Raw genomic sequence first — 23,219 nt, forward strand, 5'->3', positions numbered from 1 at the left:
CACCCGTATGACACCGGATGACGCTCGTCACGACCGTGGCGACGTCGAGCCGGCCGTCTGATCGGCGGGCCGCTCGGGGGGCGCCGGGATGGGCGGGCCCAGCGGCAGCCACTGGGTGATCACGAAGGACACGACCGCGGCAAGCACCACCAGCGCCACCGTGTCCACGTTTCCCAGCAGGAGCACGACCAGGACGACGCTGCTCACGGGCAGTCGCAGGGCCGCGGTCACCGAGGCCGCCATCCCCATGGCCATCGCCGGCACCAGCCCCAGACCGGGCAACGGCGCCAGCAGCGCACCGGCCGCCCCGCCCAGGAACAGTGCGGGGAAGACGGGGCCACCGCGCAGGCTGCCCAGACACAGCGCGTACGCCAGGCCCTTGAAGGCCAGTACCGCGATCAGAGCGCCCACCGGCCAGGCGTGCGGGTCCTTGGCCAGGGCGGACAGGGTGGCCTCCCCGGACAGGGCCGCCTCGGCCGGCGAACGGCCCGTGGTGACCGCGTAGAGAGTGATGCAGCCCGCCACGCCCAGCCCGCAGAGGGTGGTGTTGCGCACCGTCCGGGTCGCCACGAAGCGCGCGGTGAACCGTCCGCCCACGAAGATCCAGTGGATGAGGAACGCGAGGGCGGGTGCCAGGACCAGCACCCACGGCACGTCCCCCCAGTCGAGCGGCGGCGGCTTGGGCAGGCCGATGTCCAGGCTTCCGGTCTCGAAGCCGGTCCAGCGGACGAATCCGGTGAAGATCAGGTCGCCCACCCCGCTGGCCAGCAGGCCCGGCAGCATCACCGCGAACAGCTGCGGCCCGCCGACCCCGGCCACCTCCATCAGCAGCACCGCGCCCACGATCGGGTTCCCGAAGAGCGCGGAGATGGCGGCCGCCGCCCCGGCCGCACCGAGCAGCGCCGTGCTCGCCTGGGTCTGGGGCGCCCGGGCCAGCCTCGCGAAGAGCAGGGCCAGTCCGCCGCCCAGCGCGATCAGCGGTGCCTCGGGCCCCAGAACGACACCGAGCGGCAGACCCACCAGAGCGGCGACCAGGACTCCCGGCAGTGCCTGCCAGGTGATGCCGCCCGAGTGCAGGCCCCCGGCCGGAAGATGTCCGCCCCGGCCCGGAAACCGCGCGACCACCAGGCCGACGACGAGACCGGCCACCGTGAGCAGGGGCAGAGCCCACCACCAGGGAGCCCGTTTCCAGCCCAGGTCCTTGGGCCAGTCCGTCCAGATCAGCTGTTCCAGCTGGTTCAGCGCCACCAGGAACCAGAACGCGATCAGTGCCACCGGGACACCGATCAGCCCGCAGAACAGCAAGGCCTTGCGGTATTCCGGCCGGCCCAGCATGGTCCTCAGCAGGTCGGCTTCCGGGGGCTGACTCCGCGCGGCGGCCCTGGAGCCGCTCTCCGACGTCGTTCCGGCGATGGGTCCTCCCGGGTTCGGCGCCACGTCATGTGGTCGCGTCGGTCAGAGCGTCCGCCTGGGACGGGTGACGCCGTCGACCGCCCGGGCCGCCGGAGCATCCCGACGGCCAGGACTTCCCTCGGCCCTCAGTCTTCCCGGCGCACGACGCACAGCGCCCAGATGACGAAGCCGTACAGCGCGATCAGGGTGAGCGACCAGACGGGGTAGTACGGCATCGACAGGAAGTTGGCGATGACCAGCAGCCCCGCGATGCCGACCCCGACGACCCGGGCCCAGGTGGCACGCGAGAAGAGGCCCACGCTGACGGTCATGGCGATCACACCGAGGACCAGCTGGATCCAGCCCCAGCTGGTCAGGTCGAACTTGAAGACGTAGTTGGGGGTGGAGAGGTACACGTCGTCGTTGGCGATGGCCATGATGCCCCGGAAGAGGTCCAGGACACCGGCGATGAACAGCAGGACGGCGGCGAAGACCGTCAGTCCGCCGGCGGCGGCCTCGGTGGTCGCCGAGTGGCGGTGGGTCGTGGTCGTGGCCATGGTGCGTTCCTCACTTTGTCGGTGACTGAATCCGAGAGTGCCGTCGCCTTCTCAGGCAGCCTCGGCCGGCAGTTTCCCGGCGGCGACGGCGTCGACGAGTGCCTGGTGGTCCCGTTCGTTCTGGTCGGCGTAGAGCTCGGCGAACGTCACCAGCGCCCGGTCGAAGGAGTCCCCGCCGCCCAGGTACGCGCCGATGGCGATGCGATCGCCGGACCGGGCGTGGGCACGAGCCAGCGTCGCGCCGCACAGAGCGCCGAACGTCCGCATGCCCTTCGGCACCATTTCCTCGGCGACGGCGACCCCCTTCCAGTCCCGCAACTGCCGTACGTAGAAGTCGCGCCGTCGGCCGTCGATGCCCTCGACCCGCTCCCAGCCCAGGAAGATGTCGCTGGTGGCCTGCATCAGTCGCTGCCCGGAGACGACCCGCTCGCCCTGCGTCGGGTACTCGGTGTTTCCGACGTGGGGCGCCAGCACCGACCGGTCGGCCTCCTTGGCCTGGAGGAACAGTGGATCCTGGCCGTCCCGCCCCAGCAGGAGCACGATCCAGCACCGGGTGCCCACGCTGCCGACCCCGACGACCTTGCGCGCTATGTCGGTCACCCGGTACTGCTCCAGCAGGAACCGCCGGTCCGACTGCAGGGTCCTGCCGTAGTGCTCGATCAACCGGCTGATCTCCTGCTCCAGTCGGCCGCGCCGATCGTCGGGCAGCAGGTCCTCGAGGCGGGTGATGAGCGGCGGGTCGGGAAGGATACGGCGCTTGCCGTCGATGACCCCGGTGAGCTTGTCGAAGACCTGGAGGGTGTCGTGAGAACGCGCCTTGGTCGCGGCACGCGCCCAGCGTTCCTGGCTCCGCGCCGACAGGTCCGGTCCGAACCGGTCCAGCACCCACTTCTCGTCGAACTGGGCATACCAGACACCCAGGTTGCCGATTCCGGCGAACGTGCGCATGTTCTCGCGGTACGACCGCACGGTGGCCCGTACGATCGCGGCCCGTTCCTTGGTGCTGAAGCCGTTGAGCCGGCCGGCGATGACGAGGCTGGCAGCCAGGCGTTTGACGTCCCACTCCCAGGGGCCGGGCAGTGTCTCGTCGAAGTCGTTGATGTCGAACATGAGGCGGCGCTCGGGCGAGGCCAGCAGGCGGAAGTTCAGCATGTGGGCGTCGCCGCACAGTTGGGTCCTGAAACCCGTGCTCGGCGTCTCGGCGAGGTCCGACGCCATGATGGCGGCGGCCCCCCGGTAGAAACGGAAGGGTGACTCGGACATCCGGCCGTAGCGAACCGGTACGAGCTCGTGCAGCCGCGTCGCCGACTGCTTCTCGATGATCTCCAGCGGATCCGGCCGCTTGCGTCCCGGCGCGAACTCGGCGTGGCTGGAGCGGGGCACATCGGCCCTCGCCGCCTTGCCGAGCGCCGCTCGCTCCTTGGGGGTACGGTGCCGCATCGCGCGGCCGTCCACGTGGATCTCGGTCATGGCAGCGGCTCCCGGGGGTTGGCCACCTCCGCACACGGCGGTGGCGACGGGCCGCCGACGGAGGATCGATCGCTCCGGGTCACCCGCGGGCCGTGGGCCGCGTCGCGGCCAGGGCGCGGCGGGGCGGGCACTCTCGGAGCGTGTTCCGCCTTCGCCGTGGTCGAGCTCCAGCACCCACGGGACGGCCGGTTCACAGGCTTCCTCAACCAACGTATCCCCGGGGGAGGCACCCGGCGAGCCGAGTCAGCGCGCGGCGGTGGCACCGCCCGCGGAGTCGGGGTCCGAGGGCGGGGTGCCGCCGTCGTAGTCCAGGAACTCGCGGATCGCCAAGGCCACCAGCGTGATCACCGCGGTCCAGACCACGACCGCCGTCGTCGGGTAGCTCCAGGCGAACAGGACGATCGCCGCGACCACCAGGACGGCCACCCCGATCCAGCGCTTGAAGCGATGGACGAACCGCCCGAGGGCACCGAGCCGAAGGCCCGCCGACGTCGTCACGTCACGCAGTGCGCCGATGCTCCTGCTGCAACCTGTGCGCGTGACGACGGCGATCCGGGACGGCCCGGCGAGGAAGGCGCCGGCGGCGGTGAAGAGGGCGACCGCGGCGAGGGCACGTACGCCGGCCCGCAGGAACTTGACCAGGGCGTCGTACACGGATCCCGCGGCGGCCTGGGATGCGCCGGGGGGCAGATGGTTGAGGTAGACATCGCGGGCGACGGTGAGACCGATGCCGAGAACCAGCATGGCGAGGAACACCGCGAGCGCGGCCCCGATCAGCGCGTGCCGGCGGTTGAACGCCACGTACACCCCCGCGGCCGCGATCAGCAGCGCGATGACGGGCAGCCAGCCGCCGAGGATCTCCAGCACTCTCACATAGGTCCTGATCTTTCCGGCGTCCTTCGAGGCGAACACCACGAAGTCCGTGTGAACGGCCGGGATCTTCGCGGCGGGTGAGAAGCCGGCCGCGACCAGTCGGTCCTTGACGTCGGCGACGATCGGCCCCAGGTCGATGACGACCTGGTTGTTCTTCAGCTGGACAGGGCCACTGGCCTCGCCGGTCAGGGCCTTGTCCAGCGCCGTGTGCGCCCTGCGGTTGGCGTTCACCCAGACCTTCTCGAAGGCGCTGCTGGTGACCACCCGCTCCACCGCTCCGCTGACCAGCGTCTTGAGTCCGCTCTCGATCGGGCCGTCCAGATCGCCCAGCAACTTGGCCGCCTTCGGCGGCACACCCTTCTGTGCGGCGGCGTCCGTCAGCTGCTTGACGATCGCGTCCACGTCGACCTGCGCCAGCACGGCGGCGGTGACGCGGTTGGTGACCGCCTGCTGCACGTCGGGATCACTCGCCAGCGGCCCGACGGTGTCGACGTAGCGGTCCGTGTCCCTCACGATGCTGTTCGCCCACACCGCGACGACGGAGAGCAGCGACAGCAGCGCGGCCAGGAGGATCAGCAGGACCGAGCCGAGCGAGCGCAGCGGGTGGTGCCGCGCCGGTCTGGGTGGTCCGCCGCCCTCCAGGGCGTGGACCCGCTGCCGCAGTTCGGCCAGTTCGCCGCGCTCCTGGGCCGAGAGTTGTTCGTCACCGCTTCCGCTCATGGTGACAAGCGGAGCTGTTCGGCGAGGAGCCCGCGATCCGGGCGGGCCGGTCGGGTGAACGACGGACCGAGGTGCGGGGGCCACGCCCCGGTGATGCAATTGGCTCAGGGGTTTCGTGGGGGACGACAGCCACGAGCACCAGAGGTGACGCCGTGAGCGACGAATTCGAAGAAGTGGGTCCGATCGACTACCTGGTCGTCGAGTTCCCCGGTAACCGGATGACGGGCGAGGGCTTCCCCATCCTCGTCGATCTCGTGGACCGCGGACTCATTCGGATCCTGGACCTGATGTTCGTCAGGAAGGACGACGACGGTTCCGTGACCGGCATGGAGATCGCCGACTTCACCGGTGACGGCGAGCTCGACCTGGCCGTCTTCGAGGGAGCGTCCTCGGGGCTCCTGGGCCAGGACGACATCGACGAGGCGGCCAAGGCGCTGGAGCCGGGGAGTTCCGCCGGCATCCTGCTCTACGAGAACCGGTGGGCCGCGCCCTTCGCCGCCGCCCTGCGCCGCGGCGGGGCCCGGATGGTCGCCTCCGGGCGGATCCCGGTGCCCGCGCTCGTCGCCGCCCTCGACGCGGCCGAGGCCGCTCAGTGAACAACGATCGATGACGCCGACGGACAGAAGGGAAAGAGTCATGCCAGGTCTCCTGCGCGGGGTCGCGCGCACCGCGGTCGTCGCCGGCACGGCGACCGCCGTGTCGAACCGTGTGTCACGCCGGCAGCAGGGGCGGTGGGCAGCCCAGCAGCCGTACCAGACGCCCCCACCCCAGGCGGCTTCCTACGCCGAAGCGCCGGCGCCTCCGCCGGCCCCCGATATGTCCAGCAAGATCGAGCAGCTGAAGCAGCTAGGCGAGTTGAAGGACCAGGGCGTACTCACCCAGGCCGAGTTCGAGGACCAGAAACACAGGCTCCTGCAGGCGTGACCGGGCCTCGTCCCGGCCCACCGCTGTTCGGCGAGCACGTCACCCGCTCTTCTTGAAGCCCCAGGCCGGCGGCCTGGGGCTTTCGCATGGGCGGGCCGTGTGCGTCCCGGCCCCCTCCGCGGCAGTGTGCGTCGTTTCACGCATCGAAGAACCTCCCAAGTTGCCCAGACCACAGCGCACATGCCCGTTTGGCGTCCATGCTCGAAACGGATTCGGAATACCGAACTGGAGCGCACTGTCATCAACTTGGATTGATCACTCCTAAGTGGACCATGACGCAGCGTTCGTGACGTTCCATCTCGTTCTCTGCAGAAAGGTGCCGCTCATGGCCGCTTACCTCTGTCCGCCTGCCGTGATACACGGCGAGCACGCCGTCCGGACCAGCCAGATCGTGGACGAGGTGCGCGGTCGGCACCCGCACGCGGCGTGGGCGCCGCGGATCGACGGCATCGCGGCCAGTACGGGCATCGAGACCCGCGGGTGGATGCTGCCGTTGGAGGCCGCCGTCGCGGCCGGCAACGGGAGCGGCCTGCCGGCAGCCGGTGTCGGGCCGACCCGGGAGACGCTGGCCGCCGAGGGGTTCACCGAACACGACGTGGATCGCGTGATCGCCGCCCTCGAGTCGATACCCGCGCCGCAGACCGTCCAGGAGCGCACCGCGCCGGCCTGGGCGGCCGTGCAGTCCTGCGGGGAGCGTGCGGCGCGCGGGGCCCTGCAGATCGCCGGGCTGGACGCCGCGGACGTCGACTGTCTGATCACCAGTCACTCCACCACCCCGGCGCTGCCGGGGCTGGACGTCTCGCTGGCCAACAGGCTCCCGCTCCGGGGCGACGTGATGCTGCTGCCGGCCACACAGTGGGCCTGCATAGCCGGGACCCGCTCCCTGGCGCTGGCGGCGGATCTCGTGGCCGCGGACCCCGACCGGGTCGTCCTGATCGTGATCGCGGAGGCACTGAGCACGACCTACCAGCCCGCGGACGACACTCTGGAGTCCCTGATCGTCCGGTTGCTGTTCGCGGACACCGCGGTCGCCGCGGTGGTCACGGGCCGCCCGAGGCCCGAGTCGGTGCTGCGGCTGGACTCAGCCTGGCACCACACGCTGCCCGGCACCCAGGACCTGCACCGCCTGGAGACACGCGAGGACGGCACCCACTTCGTGATGGACCGGCGCGGGCCGCGCGCCGTGCAGCAGACGGTCACCGCGATGTGGGAGTGGTTGCGCCTCCGTTACCGGGACGACCCCGACTCCTGGCACCCCGACGTTCTGCTCGCGCACCCCGGCGGGACGCGCGTGCTGGAGTACATGGAGCAGACGATGCCCGACGGCTGGCCCTCGGGGCTGCTGGACCACAGCCGGGACAGCTACACCACCGGCAACCGCGGAGGCGCCGCCGTGTTCGACATCATGCGCAGGGCCTACGACGCGGGGCAGAAGCCGGGCAGCCGTGCCGTCCTGTACGCGGCGGCCCCGGGCCTCACGGCCACCGCCCTGGAAGGGCAGTGGCTGTAGCGCGAACTCGCGCCACGCGTACCGCCGGTGGCGAAGGTGGCGCAGGTGGGTGGCACCGCCTGACGAACGCACGCGCCGCCGCCCGGCCGAAGCCGCGTCACCGCTCGACCGACGCCCAGACCACCTTGCCGGTGTCCGTCCACCGCACCCCCCAGCGGGTGGTGAGCCCGTGCACGACGTGCAGGCCACGGCCACCGTCGTCGAGGAGCCCGCCATGGCCCAGTCGTGGTCTGCCGTTGCCGGTGTCGCCCACCTCGCACAGCAGCCCGTGGCCGGTCCTGATCAGCCGGACCGTGATGGGTCCGTCGGCGAAGCGGACCGCGTTGGCGACCAGTTCGTCGACCACGAGCAGCACGCTGTCCCGGGTGTCGGCTCTGGGGCCCCATCGCCCCAGCAGCTCGGAGACCAGCGCGCGGGCCCGGGCGGCCGCGTCGCCGCGAGCGGGCAGACGCCAGGTCGCGGTGTCCCCCTTGCGGTGACCGATCATGCGCGCGAGCAGCAGGGTCACGTCGTCGCGCCGGCGTCTCGGCGCCAGCGCCGAGACCATGCCCCGCGCGGCCTGCTGCAGGGCGTCCCAGGGGTGCACCGCGGACACGGCCACGGTCAGCCTGTCGATGCCCTCGTCGATCGACAGGGCGGGATCCTCCACCAGGCCGTCGGTGTAGAGGGCGAGCAGTGAGCCCGGGGGTGCGGAGAAGACGTGCACGTCATACGGCTCCCGCAGCGCGAACTCGGCGCCCAGCCCGGGGTGGGGGCGTATCGCGACCGGGCCGGCGGGGCCGTTGGGGGGTACCAGGACCGGAGGGAGATGGCCGGCGCTCGCCAGCGCCACGTGGTGGCCGACCGGGTCGTACACGGCGATGCAGCAGGTCGACCCGAGGGCGCTGTAACCGGCCGCCAGCCCGGACTCCGCGTCGTCCAGCAGCGACACGGTCTCGTCCAGGTGCTCCAGCACCTCGTCGGGCGCCAGCCCCGCCGACAGCAGCGCGCGGGCCTCCATGCTCAGCTGCCCCATGGTCGCCGCGGCTCCCAGACCGTGCCCGACGACGTCACCCACCACCAGCGCGGTACGGCCGTCCGGCAGCGGAAAGCTGTTCACCCAGTCCCCGCCGACTCCCGCGCTGTCGGGGGTGGCGGGCTGGTAGACGCTGGCCGTCTCGATGGTGTCGCCGCCGGACCGTGGCAGCAGCCGGCGCTGCAACGCCAGCACCTGCGTGTGCTCGCGCTGGTGCTGACGGGCCAGGTCGACGTGGTGAGAGGTCCTGGCCACCAGCTCCTGCAGGTCGAGGAGCTCGCTGTCCGCGAAGGGGCGGTCCGCCCGCCGCCAGACCTCCGCGACACCCAGTACGACGGGCGGCGCTCCCTCCAGGACCAGCGGTATGCACGCCACACCCGCCGCCTCGTCACCGGGCACCAGGGCACGCACCAACCGCGCGCTGCCGAGCACCCGCTCGATCGTCCTCCGGTCGGGTATGACGAGGGCCTGCGCGGCGTCGTCCCGCCGTATCGCCTGCGCCAGCAGGCGACTCGCATCGCCGGGAAGATCGTCGCCCGGCGTCACGTAGCCGTCGGGCCACGCCCGGTCCGGCACCAGGGCCGCCCGCCGCAGCCGGATGCGCCCCTGCGGCTGCTCGGTGGCCACCTCGCCCGTCCACACGGCGAAGTCGAGGTCGATGGCGGTCACGTCCCCCCAGGCCAGCAGGGACTCCGCCAGCGACTGGGCGGTCTCGCCGATGTCCAGCGAGGTGCCGATCGCGGTCTCGGCGGCGTACAGGTGCAGCCTTTTGGCCATGGCGATCAGGGAGACGGTCAGGCCCTCCGCGGGCGCCGCGGCGGCCAGGATGCTCATCGAGACCACCAGCTGCGACCCGTCGCCGCGCCGCAGGCGCTGGACCCGGGCGACGTGCGGCTCCCCGGTCTCGAGGACCTGCCGCAACCGCCGAGTGACCGTCGGTACGTCCCAGGAAGGCAGGAGGTCGACGAAAGGGCTCCCGGGCAGGGCCTCCACCCCTGCGAAGACGGGGGCGTCCAGATTGCAGCGGGTGATTCTCAGATCGCAGTCCAGATTGACCGCGCCGAGGATCTGCTCCTGACGGGCGGGGGGCGCATCGGCGGGTATGGGTCGGCGGGCGGCGTCGTCTCCCCGCGGGTCGGCGGAACCGGCGGCCGCTGCCGCTGCGCCGACTGGCATGTACTGCCCCAAGGCGCTGCTGACCATGTCGAACGGTGACGCAGACGAGGGGGGTGGGGTGGAGTCCATGCGGCTCTCTCAGCTCGCTCGCCAGCCCCGGCGCCACGCCGGAGCCGTACCAGAACCCGGGCGGCAGAGTCCCGGGATTCCTGACCGCAAACCTCATTCAATAACACCCGGGGCCGCTTCGCCCACACCAGCGGACCGCACGGTCGGCGCGGACAGCGGGATCCGGTTTCCGGGGGTCCGCGCGGTGTCAGTGTCGGTCAGCCGGTCCAGCCCTCGAGGTCGGCGGCCGGACGCCGACGTGACCGGCGCGTACGGCAGCTCACCGTACGGGCCGGTCGCGAGCGCTTGTCGGGTTCTACTTCGGGTCGCGGTCGAACAGGGACCTGGACCAGGCGTAGCCGAGCGCGGCCAGCCCCAGGCACCAGGCGACGGCGAGCCAACCGTTGTGGCCGATCTCGGTGCCGAGGAGGAGGCCGCGCAGGGTCTCGATGGCCGGGGTGAAGGGCTGGTACTCGGCGATCGGCCGGAACCAGCCCGGCATCGCGTCGACCGGGACGAAGGCACTGGAGAGGAGGGGCAGGACCATCAGGGGCAGGGCGTTGTTGCTGGCGGCCTCGGGGTTCGGGCTGGACAGGCCCATGCCGACCGCGATCCAGGTCAGTGCCAGGGAGACGAGGGCGAGCAGGCCGAGCGCCAGGAACCACTCCAGGAAGGTGGCGTTCGTGGACCGGAACCCGATCGCCACGGCGACGGACCCGACGAGCACCACGCTCAGCACGCACTGCAGCACACTGCCGACGATGTGGCCGATGAGCACCGAACCGCGGTGGATGGCCAGCGTGCGGAAGCGGGCGATGATGGCCTCGGACGCCACGAGCCCGCTGTCGAAGCTGCACGCCCTGACGATCATGTCCGCGGAGCAGCAGACCATGAACTTCTACATGAACACCGGCCCCACCTACATGGAGCCGATCGCACGCCAGCTCTACCAGGAGATCGGGCTGATCGAGGAGGAGCACGTCACGCACTACGAGTCGCTGGTCGACCCGGGCGAGACGTGGTGGGAGCAGCTCGTCAACCACGAGTACAACGAGTGCTACCTGTACTACTCCTTCATGGAGCAGGAGAGCGACCCGAAGGTCAAGGCCATCTGGGAGCTGCACCTCAACATGGAGCTGGAGCACCTGCACACCGCCTGCGACCTGATGCGCCGCCACGACGGCCGGGAGCCGCAGGAAATCCTGGCACCGGAGCTGCCCGACGTGCTCACCTTCGAGCCGAACAAGCAGTACCTGCGCGAACTGCTCGACACCCAGATGGACCTGACCACACTCGATACGGGCTACGTACGTGAGGCCCACGAGCGGTTCGAGAGGATGCAGGAGCAGATCCACGGCGGCGAGGCGCCCCCGAGCGACCGGGTCATGACCGAGCACGACGCGATGTTCGGGCCGGAGTACCGCGTCCAGTCCGAGGGCGAGCACCCCGACCCCGCGATGCGTGAGAAGTGAGGCAGCCGACCATGTCCGAACTGCACACCCCGCACGCCGGTGACGACCACTCTCCCGACATCGACGTCGTCGGGCTCCTCATGCGCCAGCACGGCGGCATCCGCAACCTCTTCGACGAGGTCGAGCAGAGCGGGGGCGAGGAACGCCGCGATGCCTTCCACCGGCTCGTACGCCTGCTGGCCGTGCACGAGACCGCCGAGGAAGAGATCGTCCATCCCTTCGTCCGGCGGGCGGTTTCCGGGGGCAAGCAGATCGTCGAGGACCGGCTCGCCGAGGAGAAGGCCGCCAAGGAGACCCTCGCCCGGCTGGACGACATGGACACCGACGACCCGACGTTCATGCCCCGGCTCATGAAGCTCCGCAAGGACGTGCAGGAGCACGCCCGGGCGGAGGAACGCTACGAGTTCACGCACATCCGCCGCAGCACCGACGTCACCAACCTCGCCGCGATGGCCAAGGCCGTCAAAGCCGCGCAGGCCATGGCCCCCACCCGGCCCCACCCCGGTGTCGAGTCCGGCGCGGCCAACATGGCCCTGGGCCCCGTCGCGGCCCTGATGGACCGCACGAAGGACGCCATCCGCAAGGCCGGCAGCAACGGCTGACCCCGGCAGCCGCCAAACCGGGCGCCGCACGGGGTGCCCCGGGCCGGCGGGACGGCACGGCACCCACGACCAGCAACCAGAGGCCTGGCGAACCTGGCGTGCTACCTACGGGCGGGACGCCTGATGCCTGCGGGCCACCGACCACGCAGCGTGCCCTCGCGGCTGTCGTGTTCCGCGCGTGGGGCGATGGTGTGGCTGGTGGTCCCCGGAAGGTGCCGACTCCGAGTCCTACTCGGCGAGTTGGGCGTACAGCCCGGCGATGTCGCCGGCCAGGCCCGCCTTTACCTGCCGTGAGATGTCGTCGGCGAGTACCTCGTACGCGCCCGTCTCGACCCCGTCGAGGGCGAGTGCGGCGACGTCACGGGGGTTGGACTTGGGTGCCTCGACGCCTGCCGCCAGGTCGGTGTCGACGTATCCGACGTGCAGTCCGGTGACGGAGATGCCGCGCGGCTGGAGCTCCAGGCGCAGGGAGTTGGTCTGCGACCACAGGGCGGCCTTGGAGGCGCTGTAGGAGCCGCCGAGGGCGATCCAGGAGAGCACGGAGTGCACGTTGAGGAGGTGGCCGCCGCCGTTGCGCTCGATGACCGGCACGAAGGCACGGGTGAGAAGCAGTGGGCCGTAGAAGTTGGTCTCGAACTCCCGGCGTACGTCGTCCACCGGGGAGTCGAGGAAGGAGGCGCCGACCGAGGCACCTGCGTTGTTGATCAGTACGGTGACGTCCTGCGCCTGCGCGGCGGCGGCCGCCACGGAGGTGGGGTCGGTGACCTCCAGCGCCACCGGGACCGCGTCGGGGTGCGTCACACTGCGCGGGTCGCGGGCGGTGGCGTAGACCTTGGCGGCCCCTCGCGCGTACAGCTCCTCCACCAGCGCCTTGCCTATGCCTCGGCTGCCGCCGGTGACGAAGACGTTTGCGCCCTTCAATGCGGTCATGACTGCCTCCAGAGAATGTGAAACCGACCGGTTTCCGAGCACTACAGTAAACCGATCGGTTTCCCAGTGCAAGCTCAGGACCGCGAACAGTCGCGGGAGGCGGCTTCAGCGCGGCGTTCCGCATCCGCGGACCCCTGGGGCGGTGAGCTCTCCACTGGCCTGCCCGGCCCGCCCGGCCGACCTGCATGACGATGAGGGCGCGGCCATCTCAAGATCGCGGATCGCGACGGCGGCCGCGGAGAACTTGAGCACCCGCTTGAGCCCGGCCGCCGTGTCCACGGTCACCACACCGCCGAAGACGAGGCCGTGCGGTTCGAGGCGGCCCCTTCATGTTTCATGGCTCGCCCTGGGGGCCTTGAGTTCGCTGTTCCCCGTGCCGCAAGGGACTGCACCACATCCCTCCTTCCCGCCTGAGCTTGCATCCGAAAACCGATCAGTTTACCGTAGTGGAAACCGATCGGTTTTCGATGAGCTCGGGAGTCGGCATGACGACAGTTCGACCGGTGGCACTCGTGACGGGCGCCTCTTCAGGCATCGGCAAGGCAACCGCGCTCGCGCTCGTCGCAGCGGGTTTCGACGTGGTCGGCACCAGCCGGGACCCCTCCCGCGTCGCCCCGCTCGACGGCGTGACCTTCGTCGCCCTCGACGTCGCCCTCGACGCCTCGGTCGCCGCGGCGGTCCAGGAGGTCAGCGAGCGGTTCGGTCGGATCGACGTCCTGGTCAACAACGCCGGCGTCGGCTCGACGGGCGCGGCGGAGGAGACCTCCGTCGAGCAGGCCCAGGCCGTCTTCGACACCAACGTCTTCGGGGTCATGCGCATGGTGACGGAGGTCCTGCCCCACATGCGCGCCCGGCGAGGCGGGCGCGTCATCAACATCTCGTCCGTACTCGGGTTCATGCCCCAGCCGTACATGGCCGTCTACGCCGCCTCCAAGCACGCGATCGAGGGCTACACCGAGTCCCTGGACCACGAGGTCCGTGAGCACGGCGTCCGGGCCCTTCTCGTCGAACCCGCCTACACCAGCACCGGATTCGAGGCCAACAGCGGGAGGCCGGACACGCCTCTGGACGCGTACGCGAAGCAGCGGCAGACCGTCGGCCGCGTGCTGGCGGAGGCGACCAGGGAAGGCGACGCCCCCGCCGTCGTCGCCCGAACGATCGTCGCGGCGGCGACCGACGCCCGGCCGAAGCTGCGCTACACCGCCGGCCCCACGGCCGGACGCGTGAGCACACTGCGCCGTCTCGTGCCCGCCCGGGCCTTCGACAAGCAGATCCGCAAGATCAACCACCTGGCCGGCTGACGCGCGCCCCCAGGCGGAGACGGCCCACTGGCCCTTCTGCACAGCTGCCCCCCAACACCCATACCCCCCGCACCCGCACCCCCACCCCCACCAGAAAGAGGACACCCTCATGCCAGAGCGCCATCCCATCCTGATCACCGGTGCCGCCGGCGAAATCGGTGGTGTGAGCCGGACGATGGTCGACATGCTGCTCGGACAGGGGCACCCGGTACGGGCGTTCGTGCGACAGGACGACGAACGCGCCCACGCGCTCCGCCAGGCCGGGGCCGAGGTCTTCGTCGGCGACCTGCTCACCATCGCCGACGTGAGCGCCGCGCTGAAGGGCGTGAGGCGCATCTACTTCAGCATGAGCCTTTCCCCGTACTACACCGACGCCGTCAGCCTGATGGCCGCGGCCGCGCGGGCCCAGGGCGACATCGAGGTGTTCGTCAACATCTCCGAGTACGAGCAGTCGTTCATGACCTTCGACAGGATGACCGCGCCGGAGGAGGAACGGCGTGCGCGGCTCGGCGGGCTCGTCGCCGACTGGTCGCCGCAGCAGCGTGCCCACTGGGTCGCCGAGCAGGTGCTGGAGTGGTCCGGCCTGCCGACCGTCAACATCCAGGCGGCCTTCTTCGTCGAGAACCCGATCATGACCTGGCTGGCCCTGGGCGCACTGGCCGACGGTGAACTGCGCCTGCCCTTCGGCGACCACCGGCTCACACCCATCGCCGGTCACGATGTCGCGGAAGTGTGCGCGAAGATCCTGGCCGACCCGGCGCCGCACATCGCCAGGTCCTACGCGCTCACCGGCCCGGAGCTGAAGGACATGCACGGGATCGCGGAGGACTTCGCCGCCGTACTGGGACGGCCCGTCACGTATGTTCCCGAAGACATCGAAACCTGGAACCAGACCTACGTGGACACCCACATGTCCGCGTACCCGCACATCGCGGAGCACCTGAAGACCCTGACCCGGATCATCGGCCGCGGAGGATACGGCGGCATCACCGACGAGCTGGAACCCCTGCTCGGGCGGCCGCCGAAGACCGTGCGGTGGGCACTGGAGAACCACCCGCGGCTCCAGAACCTGGCGACCGCCTGAGCCGCGGGGCAGGCCGGCGCGCAACGGTCGTCCCGCACCGCATGACGGCCGGTCAGGCCGCCGCGCGGACACGCCCCTCGCGCTGTGACGCGGCCAGGTAGGCGACGAGGCCCAGGATGGCGAGGGTCCACGCCAGGGTGACCGGCTCCAGCCCCAGCGCGAGGCCGCCGCGGGAGCCGTTCACCGCCATCCAGTCGGCGAGCGAGGCGCCGAGGGGGCGGGTGATGACGTACGCGGCCCAGAAGGCGGTCACCGCGTCGAGGCCGCTGAAGCGGTGGGCCAGGGCGGGCACGCAGATCGCGGCCGCGAAGAGGAGGACCGAACCCAGGTAGCCGAGGCCCGCGGTGGCGGTGAGATCACCCGCCGCGGTACCGAGGGCGAACGTGGCGAGTACGGCCGCCCAGTAGAACGTCTCGCGTCGGCGGGTCCGGACGCTATGGATGGACAGCGTGCGCTCGCTCGCGTACCAGAGGACGAAGACGGCGGCCAGGACGGCGAGGAACGCGGGGGTCGAGACCGCATAGGGGACGCCGAGGCCGACGTGCAGGACGTCGGCCGCCATCGTGCCGAAGACGCTGACCATGACGACGGCGGTCCAGTAGACCCACGCGATGTGACGACGGACGGTCAACTGCATCGCCAGGGAGGCCACCAGGGCGACACCGCCGACGGCGACCGCCGGTACCGGGCCGAGCACCCGGGCCAGGAGGTCGGACGCCGTCTCCCCCATGCCGGTGGTCAGGACCTTGATGATCCAGAAGAGAACCGTCACTTCGGGCACCTTGTTCGCCATCGGGCGCAGGGGATGGCGGGACCGGTCGTCCAGGCCGTCAAGGAGGTGCTGTGTCGTCATGGGCCGCACGATGACACGGTCAACCGCCCCTGCCCCAGACCGCTTTGCCATAGTTTTTGGGCTTCTGGTGGGTAAGTTTCCTTTTGGTGGCCGGTGTTGTGGAAGGCGCGGGCGGGGGTCAGCGGGACTCCTCGCCCTGCGCCACCTCCACCTCGTGGTGGAAGGTGACCACGCCGGCCGCCGCGGCACAGGCCGAGAACGCGGTGCAGGCGGCGAGGAGCAGGGCGATCCAGGACGCCGTACGGGGGCGCCGCGCGGGAGGGGCGAGGAGGGCGGCGACGCGTTGCGGCACGGGGCCGGTGGTCGCGGCGGCGGCGAAGTCCGGCCGGGTGGAATCCGAGGCGTGGGCGGCGAGGGCGGCGCGGGCGATCGCCCGCGCGGTCAGGCGCCGGTCTCCGACGGCGGTCGCGGCGGCCTCGTCGGCGACGCGTTCCGCGGCGAGTCGGACGGTGTCGCGGAGGCTGCGCAGGCCGGGGTGGCAGTGGGCCGCGATCTCCGCGGCGAGCAGGAAGCGGTGGTGGCCGCCCGTGTTGTGGGCGCGCTCGTGGGCGAAGAGGGCTTCGCGCTCGGCGGGGCCGAGGCTGCGGAGCATCGCGGTGGTGACGACGATGCGGTGCGGCCGACCGGGCAGGGCGTACGCGTCCGGGTGGGGCGAGTCGATGACGCACAGGTCGCCCGCGGTGGGGCTGCGATCCGCCTGCCTGCGGGCGGAGCGGAAGGCATGGAACTGGCGCACGGCCGAGCGCAGCAGGGTCCACGCGCTCACGGTGAGAACGCCGGTGGCCGCCGCGGCCACGGGCAGGACGAGGGTGTTCGGCGGTGTGGGAAGGGGGCGGACGAGTTCGCCGAGCGCGGCGAAGAGGGGCAGTTTGAGCAGGCCCGTCAGGACCAGCGCCCCGAGCGCGGACACGGAGGCGGCGGCCAGTACGAGCGCGCTGAGGGTCAGCGTCCAGAGCGCGGCGACCGGGTGGAGGCGGTCGAGTGCCCGCCCGGCCAGCGCCCGTACGGCGAACGGCAGGACCAACGGGACGAGCAGCAGGGCCAGTTGCGGAGCGGTCATTGCTCATCCGCCTCCAGGAGCTCGCGCAGGATCCGCTCGTCGTCGGTGCTGAGCCGGGCGACGAAGCGGGCCAGGACCGTCTCGCGGTCGGTGTCCCGGTCGAGTTCGCTGTGCATGCGGCGGGCGGTGAGGCCGGGGGCGTCCTCGACGGGGAAGTACGCGAAGCCGCGCCCCTGCCGCTCGCGGCCGACGACCCCCTTGTCGTGCAGGCGGGTCAGGATCGTCGTCACGGTGGTGCGGGCCAGGTCGACGGCGAGGTCGGTCTGCACCTGCCCCGGTGTGCGGGGCACGCCCGCGGCCCACAGGGCGGCCATCACGGTGGCTTCCAGCTCACCGGCCGGCCGTCGCTCGTCCTTCGCTTCGCTCATGGGAACGATCCTCACCCCGCCATCGTCTACAGTGCAGTAGACCGTCTACAGGATTGTAGTCGCTCGGGTGGCGTGTCCACGTGCCCCCGTCCGTCCAGTGAAACAGAAGGGGGATCGAGGGATGCTGCTCGCCTTCGACGGAGCCCCGGTCGACGGTTCCGCCTACACCGACGTGGTGGACCTCGCCCACCGCTCCCCCGCCTGGCTGGACGGCCTGGTGTCCGCCTGGTCGACGTACGGGTTGGCGCTGTTCGCCGTCCTCATGGTCGTGGGCTGGTGGCGGGCGCGCCACGTCGGCTCGCATGAGGCGGTGATCGCGCTGGCCGCACCGGTGACGGTCGTCCTCGCGTACGCGGTCGACGACGCGCTGAAACTGGTGGTGCGGGAGGACCGCCCCTGCCGGAGCCTGCGGGTGACGACGCTGGAGGCGTGTCCGGCGCCGGGCGACTGGTCCTTCCCGAGCAACCACGCGGCGGTGGCCGCCGCGGCCGCCGTCGCGCTGTTCTTCGTCTCCCGCCGGCTCGGCGCGCTCGCCGCCGTGGCCGCGCTCGCGATGGCCGCCTCCCGGGTCTGGGTCGGCGCCCACTACCCGCACGACGTGGTGGCCGGTCTCGCGGTCGGCGCGCTCGTCGCCCTGCTGCTCACCGCGGCCCTGCGCAGCCGGCCCGACGCGCTGGTACGACGGCTGAGCGCGACACGGCTGCGGCCGCTGCTGGTGGATCCGTGATCCGCGGGGATGCCGCCGACCTGGCCGGGACTACCGGCCGCGGGTGCGGGGGGCGTCGTACTGCTGGTCGGTGACCGGTTCGGCCCAGGTCGTCTCGGGGGTGCCGTCGCCGGTGACCTCCCACAGGACGATGTGCTCCTCCACCTGGTCGACGACGAGCGCGGCTACCTCTTCCAGCTCGCCGGCAAGCCCGGCCCCCGCGCCAGGCGCCGCAGCCGGCAGAAGGTCCAGCCGCAGCTCCAGCGGGTCCTTGACGACCTCACCGCCACCCCGGCCGTCGTCCAGGGCCGGCACGGGGACGTCCTCGCCTGGAACGCCCTGGCCGCCGCCCTGGTCACCGACTTCTCCCGCCTCGCGGAGAAGCACCGCACCTATCCCCGGATCATCTTCACCGACCCCGCCATGCGCACCCTGTACGCCGGCTGGGAGACCTCCGCGCACATCTCCGTGGCCCAGCTGCGCATGGAGGCCGCGAAGTATCCCGACGACCCCCGCCTGATCGAGCTGGTCGGCGAACTGTCCATGCGGGACCAGCAGTTCGCGCGCTGGTGGGGCGATCACCACGTCGCCGCCCGCACGGTGGTCACGAAGACCCCGCGTCACCCGGTCGTGGGGGAACTCGTCCTGGACTGGGACACCCTCACCGCCGGCACCGACCCCGACCAGAACCTGACCGTCTGGACCGCCGCCCCCGGCTCCCCCACCCACGAGCGGCTGCGCGTCCTCGCCTCCTGGGCCGCCGACCAGCACCTGCCCGCGCCGCCACCGCTCACCTGAGGGGTCCCGGCCGGGACCTCGTGGCCGTCGGCGTGGGCTCCGGGCCGTCGGCGCGCAGGGGGTCGTGTCCGGGCTTCGGGTCGGCGACCACCGCCCCCTTCCTGTGGTGGCGGGGGACCACGTCCTGGGGAAATGTCAGCTGCTGGTTCATCCACTTCAGGGCGGGGGGCATCTCCTGCACCCAGGTCGGGAAGTTGTGGCTGCCGTGCTCGGGCAGGATCGACACGACACGCATGGGTGCCCTGACGGCCTTGATGAAGGCCTGCGTCTGCGGATAACCGCGCTCACCGTGCTTGCTCTCGGCCACCAGGACGGAGACCTCGGGGACCGGCAGGTGCTTGAGCCGCCACATCAGGTCGTGGCCGTTGATCCGCTTGATGCGGCTCGGGCCGTTGCCGAAGAGATTGCCGGTCGTCGGGTCGTCCTTGACCTTGTAGTCGGGCGACAGGGCGGCGGCCGTCGTATACACGCCCGGATCACGCATCGTCAGCTGGAGGGCGCAACTGCCGCCGGAGGAGTAGCCCATGACCCCCCAGGCACTGGCGTCGTGGCCCACCCGGTAGGCGGACTTCAGGGCGTCGGGGAGGTCCTTGGCCAGGAAGGTCTCGGTCTGCGGGCCGCCCGGTACGTCCACGCACTCGGTGTCGCGCGGCGGGGCGATCGTCGGCCGGATCATCACCATGATGGTCGGCTGCATCTGACCGCTCTTCTGCAGTGCTCCGGCCGTCTGTGACACCCGCAGGTACTGGGCGAGGTTGAAGATGCTGCCCGGGTAGCCGCTGAGCGCGACGATCACCGGGAAGCGCTGCCGCTGGTACGCCTTCTGGAAGTACTGCGGCGGCAGGTAGACGAAGGCCGGGTCGACCACGCCCGTGCGGCGGCCGACGACCTTCACGGACTCCACCCGCCCGTTCACCGCGGCGGGGCCGGTGGGCAGTCCGCTGACCCGGCTCAGCTGCTCGTCGGTGGCGGGCTGCACCAGCGCCCCCTTCACGGCGACGCCGTTCACGGTGCCGGGGCCGCCGTGGTCCCCCGCCTGTGTCACCCCGACGGGGGCGGTCTCCACGTTGCCGAAGAGTTCGCCCCACGAACCGAAGAACTGGTACGACGAGTTCAGCCAGCACGCGAACGCCGCGATGATCACCACCTGGGTCGTCCCGAGGGCCACCAGGCGCCCGAGCACCTGCAGCAGTCCCTGCCGGGCGAACCGTGGCCAGCACCAGACCAGCAGTGCCACACACACGGCGGCGAGGGCAGCCATCACATACACGGTCGTCTCGCTGGTCAGACCCATACCGGTTGATCCCCGATTTCCCTACCTGTGAGGTTTCCTTCATACAGAAGGAGGGCTCTGGAATCCTCCGCGTTCCCCAATCAGTGCAAAAGGGGTGCGCTTCTTACTGCAAAAGGGGTACGGGCCGTCCGGAACAGCGGCACGGGCAGCGGTCCTCGCGTTCAGGCTCCGTCGGCCGTGTCCAGCGCCTGCCGCCCCATGGTGCTCGCCCGCTTGACGAGCCGGTGCGGCGCCCGGATCTCCATGCCGGGGACCGGCGTCGAGCTGCCGATCCGCTTGAGCAGTCGCGTCACCGCCGTCTCGGCGATCATCTTCTTGTCCGGCGATATGGTCGTGACGGGCGGGTTCGAGTAGCGGCCGTCCTCGATGTCGTCGTAGCCGACGACGGCGACGTCCTCGGGGACGCGCAGCCCGCGCGCGGCCAGCGTGTGCAGGGCGCCCAGGGCCACCAGGTCGCTGTAGCAGAAGACCGCGTCGGGCGGCTCCTCCAGGTCGAGCAGGTGCGCCATGGCGCTCGCGCCGTCGGACCGGTTGAAGCGCGGGGTGGAGATGACGAGTTCCTCGCGCACCGGCACCCCGGCCCGCTCGTGGGCCAACCGGTAGCCCTGGGTGCGCAGTTGGGCTGCCTCACCGGTGCGGTAGGGCTGGTCGCCGATCGCGGCGACGCGGCGCCGGCCGAGGCCGAGCAGATGTTCCGTGGCCTCCCGGGAGGCGGTGACGTCGTCGATGCCGACGTGGTCGAAGCCGCCGTCGCTCACCCGCTCTCCGAGCACGACCAGCGGGAGGTTGGCGTCGCGCTCGCCCAGGTCGGACTGGGCCAGGCCCAGGGGGCTGAAGATGACGCCGTCGAACAGCAGTTGCTGGGAGCCGCGGCTCAGGAACAGCTTCTCGTGCTCCGCGTCGCCGTCGGTCTGATCGATCAGGACGTTGTACCCCCGCACCCGGGCCGCCCGGATGATGCCCTGCGACAGCTCGGCGAAGTAGGGCGTGTCCAGGTACGGCACCACCACCGCGATCTGGCCCGACCGGCCGGAGGCGAGGTTGCGGGCCAGGACGTTGGGCTGGTAGCCGAGCTCGTCGACAGCCTTCTGCACCCGGGCGCGCATGGCCTCGGAGACCGGTGCGTAGCCGTTGACCACGTTGGAGACAGTCCGGCTGGAGACGCCGGCGAGCGCCGCGACGTCGCGGAGTGTGACGCCATTTGCCATATGCACACCTTCGTCCCATAGGCCGGTTTCAGCGCTGAAAGTTTCTTCCCGGTTACCTCTTGCAGCGCGGCAACTTCTCGGTTAACACTTTTGCAGCGCTGCAGAGCGTAGCAGAAGGGGGCCTGATCCAGCCGGGTCGGGAACCCAGGGACCGTGACGTCACCGCGTCGCGGACCGGACCGTAGGAGCCGCAGTGGGAACAGCCACTCAGGAGCCGGGAGCCGCACCGGCCATGACAGGGCTTCACTCTTTACTCACGGTGGTCTGACAGCGCCCGTGCGCTGATCACCGAGCTGTCTCTCACCTTCACCGACGTCACCCGCGCCCACCCTCCCGCGCCGGCCGGCGTCCGCCTCCTCACCAGTGCCGCAGTGCCCGCATGCCCTCGGCGCCACCTCACCGGACCCCCGTGTGTCCGGCGTACCTCCGCCTTGCCACCCTCGCCCCTGCCCTCGGGCACCACACCCAGGAGTTTGCTCATGTCCTCCACCAGAAGGCCCACGTCCCGTTCCGTCCGGCGCACCGCGGTCGCGGCGACCTCCGCCGCCCTCGCCGGCGTGCTCCTCGCGGCCTGCGGGTCGGGCGGCGGCAGCGGCAGCGGCTCCACGGGCAGCGGTCCGGTGCACATCAAGGTGTGGGCCTGGTACCCGCAGTTCAAGCAGGTCGTGGCCGAGTTCAACAAGACCCACAAGGACGTCCAGGTCGACTGGGTGCAGGCGGGCGTCGGCCAGGACGAGTACACCAAGCTGAAGACCGCGCTCAAGGCGGGCCAGGGCGCCCCCGACGTCGTCATGCTGGAGTTCCAGGAGCTGCCCACCATCCAGCTCACCAAGGGCCTGCTCGACATGGGCAAGTACGGCGCGAACGACGACAAGGGCAACTACGTCGACTGGGCCTGGAAGCAGGCCTCCGACGGCGACCACGTCTACGCGATCCCGGTCGACGGCGGCCCGATGGCGATGATGTACCGCGCCGACCTCTTCAAGAAGTACCACCTGAAGGTGCCCACCACCTGGGCCGAGTACAAGGAGCAGGCCGCCAAGCTGCACAAGGCCGACCCCAGCGCCTACATGACCGACTTCGGCAGCGACGAGACGGCCGCCGGCTGGCGCCAGGGCCTGACGTGGCAGGCCGGCTCCCGCCCCTACACCTACTCGGCGAGCAAGCTGCCCGACATCGGGGTCAAGCTCAACGACGACAACGCCAAGAAGGTGTACGACTACTGGGGCGACCTGGTCAAGAACAAGCTGGTCGACACCCAGTCGTACGCCACCACGGACTTCTACAACGGCCTCAGCACCGGCAAGTACGCCACGTACATCGCGGCCGGCTGGGGGCCGGGCTACCTCTCCAGCGTCGCCCAGAAGACCGCGGGCAAGTGGCGGGTGGCCCCGCTGCCGCAGTGGACGGCGGGTGGCAACGCCCAGGGCGACTGGGGCGGTTCCAGCTTCTCGGTGACCTCGCAGACCAAGCACCCCAAGGAGGCCACCGAGGTCGCCCGGGAGCTCTTCGGCACCTCCCAGGGCGCCTGGAAGATCGGCATCGACCAGGCCTACCTGTTCCCGCTGGCCACCCCGACCCTCAACAGCGAGTACTTCAAGAACAAGAAGTACGACTTCTTCGGCGGCCAGCAGATCAACAAGGTGTTCGTGCCCGCCGCGAACGGCATCGGGGCCTTCGACTGGAGCCCGTTCCAGGACTTCGCCTACAACACCGACACCAGTGAGGTGGGCAAGGCCGTCCAGGGCCAGACCCCCTGGTCCTCGGTGAACGACAACGTCCAGGACCAGGTGACCTCCTACGCGAGCAAGCAGGGATTCAAGGTCAGCAAGTAACGGACCCGAGTCCCCGACCCCCA

19 protein-coding genes and 3 pseudogenes are annotated in these 23,219 nt (G+C 70.9%); 10 read left to right on the forward strand and 12 right to left on the reverse strand.

The genetic code is table 11. The features are described 5' to 3' along the window. Window positions 1–27 precede the first annotated feature (27 nt). From ABZT06_RS33475 to ABZT06_RS33490, 4 genes are all read right to left on the reverse strand, one after another. A complete protein-coding gene (locus tag ABZT06_RS33475; protein ID WP_355749501.1) occupies window positions 28–1,335 on the reverse strand; it encodes a chloride channel protein in 1,308 nt (435 codons plus the stop codon). Between the two features lie 203 nt (window positions 1,336–1,538). Next, entirely contained in the window at window positions 1,539–1,949 is a 411-nt protein-coding gene (locus tag ABZT06_RS33480; RefSeq protein ID WP_355749504.1) for a hypothetical protein, read from the reverse strand. A 51-nt stretch (window positions 1,950–2,000) separates the two neighbouring features. Next, window positions 2,001–3,419: a DUF2252 domain-containing protein gene (locus ABZT06_RS33485; RefSeq protein WP_355749507.1), complete on the reverse strand. Its 1,419-nt coding sequence runs from the start codon at window positions 3,417–3,419 to the stop codon at window positions 2,001–2,003. A gap of 243 nt (window positions 3,420–3,662) precedes the next feature. Then, the gene (locus ABZT06_RS33490; protein WP_355749510.1) at window positions 3,663–5,012 is read right to left on the reverse strand and encodes a hypothetical protein; all 1,350 of its coding nucleotides are present in this window, start codon (window positions 5,010–5,012) and stop codon (window positions 3,663–3,665) included. 152 nt (window positions 5,013–5,164) lie between these two features. On the opposite strand from ABZT06_RS33490, the gene ABZT06_RS33495 reads away from it, so the two are divergent. The 3 genes from ABZT06_RS33495 to ABZT06_RS33505 all read left to right on the forward strand — a co-directional run bounded on the left by ABZT06_RS33495 (window position 5,165) and on the right by ABZT06_RS33505 (window position 7,446). Then, window positions 5,165–5,608 carry a DUF6325 family protein gene (locus ABZT06_RS33495; protein WP_355749513.1) on the forward strand — a complete coding sequence of 148 codons (444 nt, stop codon included), beginning with the start codon at window positions 5,165–5,167 and terminating at the stop codon, window positions 5,606–5,608. A 40-nt stretch (window positions 5,609–5,648) separates the two neighbouring features. Then, window positions 5,649–5,936, forward strand: a complete 288-nt coding sequence (locus ABZT06_RS33500; RefSeq protein WP_355749516.1) for an SHOCT domain-containing protein — start codon at window positions 5,649–5,651, stop codon at window positions 5,934–5,936. A gap of 325 nt (window positions 5,937–6,261) precedes the next feature. Beyond that, complete coding sequence (locus tag ABZT06_RS33505; RefSeq protein WP_355749519.1) at window positions 6,262–7,446, forward strand: type III polyketide synthase; 1,185 nt, start codon at window positions 6,262–6,264, stop codon at window positions 7,444–7,446. A gap of 97 nt (window positions 7,447–7,543) precedes the next feature. On the opposite strand, the gene ABZT06_RS33510 is transcribed toward ABZT06_RS33505, so the two are convergent. After that, the gene (locus ABZT06_RS33510; protein WP_355749522.1) at window positions 7,544–9,706 is read right to left on the reverse strand and encodes an ATP-binding SpoIIE family protein phosphatase; all 2,163 of its coding nucleotides are present in this window, start codon (window positions 9,704–9,706) and stop codon (window positions 7,544–7,546) included. A 295-nt stretch (window positions 9,707–10,001) separates the two neighbouring features. Then, window positions 10,002–10,514 (reverse strand): annotated as a pseudogene (locus tag ABZT06_RS33515) (ABC transporter permease); the annotation flags it as partial. Between the two features lie 7 nt (window positions 10,515–10,521). On the opposite strand from ABZT06_RS33515, the pseudogene ABZT06_RS33520 reads away from it, so the two are divergent. Beyond that, window positions 10,522–11,157, forward strand: a pseudogene (locus ABZT06_RS33520) (hypothetical protein); the annotation flags it as partial. An 11-nt stretch (window positions 11,158–11,168) separates the two neighbouring features. Then, window positions 11,169–11,759, forward strand: coding sequence for a hemerythrin domain-containing protein (locus ABZT06_RS33525; protein ID WP_355749525.1), 591 nt, complete (start codon window positions 11,169–11,171; stop codon window positions 11,757–11,759). 228 nt (window positions 11,760–11,987) lie between these two features. Here ABZT06_RS33525 and ABZT06_RS33530 read toward each other — a convergent pair whose 3' ends face one another. Beyond that, entirely contained in the window at window positions 11,988–12,689 is a 702-nt protein-coding gene (locus ABZT06_RS33530; protein ID WP_355749528.1) for an SDR family oxidoreductase, read from the reverse strand. Between the two features lie 485 nt (window positions 12,690–13,174). Here ABZT06_RS33530 and ABZT06_RS33535 point away from each other — a divergent pair, with 485 nt between their 5' ends. Both ABZT06_RS33535 and ABZT06_RS33540 read left to right on the forward strand, forming a co-directional pair. Next, window positions 13,175–13,990 (forward strand): oxidoreductase, encoded by an 816-nt coding sequence (locus ABZT06_RS33535; protein WP_355749532.1) that lies wholly within the window; start codon window positions 13,175–13,177, stop codon window positions 13,988–13,990. A 109-nt stretch (window positions 13,991–14,099) separates the two neighbouring features. Then, window positions 14,100–15,074: an NAD(P)H-binding protein gene (locus ABZT06_RS33540; protein ID WP_355749534.1), complete on the forward strand. Its 975-nt coding sequence runs from the start codon at window positions 14,100–14,102 to the stop codon at window positions 15,072–15,074. Window positions 15,075–15,126: 52 nt separating this feature from the next. Here ABZT06_RS33540 and ABZT06_RS33545 read toward each other — a convergent pair whose 3' ends face one another. From ABZT06_RS33545 to ABZT06_RS33555, 3 genes are all read right to left on the reverse strand, one after another. After that, window positions 15,127–15,927 carry a hypothetical protein gene (locus tag ABZT06_RS33545; protein WP_355749537.1) on the reverse strand — a complete coding sequence of 267 codons (801 nt, stop codon included), beginning with the start codon at window positions 15,925–15,927 and terminating at the stop codon, window positions 15,127–15,129. 118 nt (window positions 15,928–16,045) lie between these two features. After that, complete coding sequence (locus ABZT06_RS33550) at window positions 16,046–16,987, reverse strand: M56 family metallopeptidase (protein WP_355749540.1); 942 nt, start codon at window positions 16,985–16,987, stop codon at window positions 16,046–16,048. After that, the gene (locus ABZT06_RS33555; RefSeq protein WP_355749543.1) at window positions 16,984–17,355 is read right to left on the reverse strand and encodes a BlaI/MecI/CopY family transcriptional regulator; all 372 of its coding nucleotides are present in this window, start codon (window positions 17,353–17,355) and stop codon (window positions 16,984–16,986) included. Before ABZT06_RS33555 ends, ABZT06_RS33550 begins: the two co-directional genes overlap by 4 nt. Before the next feature lie 121 nt (window positions 17,356–17,476). Between ABZT06_RS33555 and ABZT06_RS33560 the strand changes: the two genes are divergently transcribed. Then, window positions 17,477–18,082, forward strand: coding sequence for a phosphatase PAP2 family protein (locus tag ABZT06_RS33560; protein ID WP_355749545.1), 606 nt, complete (start codon window positions 17,477–17,479; stop codon window positions 18,080–18,082). A 135-nt stretch (window positions 18,083–18,217) separates the two neighbouring features. Next, window positions 18,218–18,859, forward strand: a pseudogene (locus ABZT06_RS33565) (transcriptional regulator); the annotation flags it as partial. Here ABZT06_RS33565 and ABZT06_RS33570 read toward each other — a convergent pair. Together ABZT06_RS33570 and ABZT06_RS33575 are read right to left on the reverse strand one after the other, a co-directional pair. Beyond that, window positions 18,852–20,153 (reverse strand): alpha/beta hydrolase-fold protein, encoded by a 1,302-nt coding sequence (locus tag ABZT06_RS33570; RefSeq protein WP_355749548.1) that lies wholly within the window; start codon window positions 20,151–20,153, stop codon window positions 18,852–18,854. The pseudogene ABZT06_RS33565 and the gene ABZT06_RS33570 overlap by 8 nt on opposite strands. Window positions 20,154–20,314: 161 nt before the next feature. Beyond that, window positions 20,315–21,361, reverse strand: a complete 1,047-nt coding sequence (locus ABZT06_RS33575; RefSeq protein ID WP_355749551.1) for a LacI family DNA-binding transcriptional regulator — start codon at window positions 21,359–21,361, stop codon at window positions 20,315–20,317. A gap of 479 nt (window positions 21,362–21,840) precedes the next feature. Here ABZT06_RS33575 and ABZT06_RS33580 point away from each other — a divergent pair, with 479 nt between their 5' ends. Further along, entirely contained in the window at window positions 21,841–23,196 is a 1,356-nt protein-coding gene (locus ABZT06_RS33580; protein ID WP_355749554.1) for an extracellular solute-binding protein, read from the forward strand. Window positions 23,197–23,219 lie beyond the last annotated feature (23 nt).

Origin of the sequence: Streptomyces sp. NPDC005483 (genome assembly GCF_040606035.1) — a bacterium.
GTDB lineage: Bacteria > Actinomycetota > Actinomycetes > Streptomycetales > Streptomycetaceae > Streptomyces.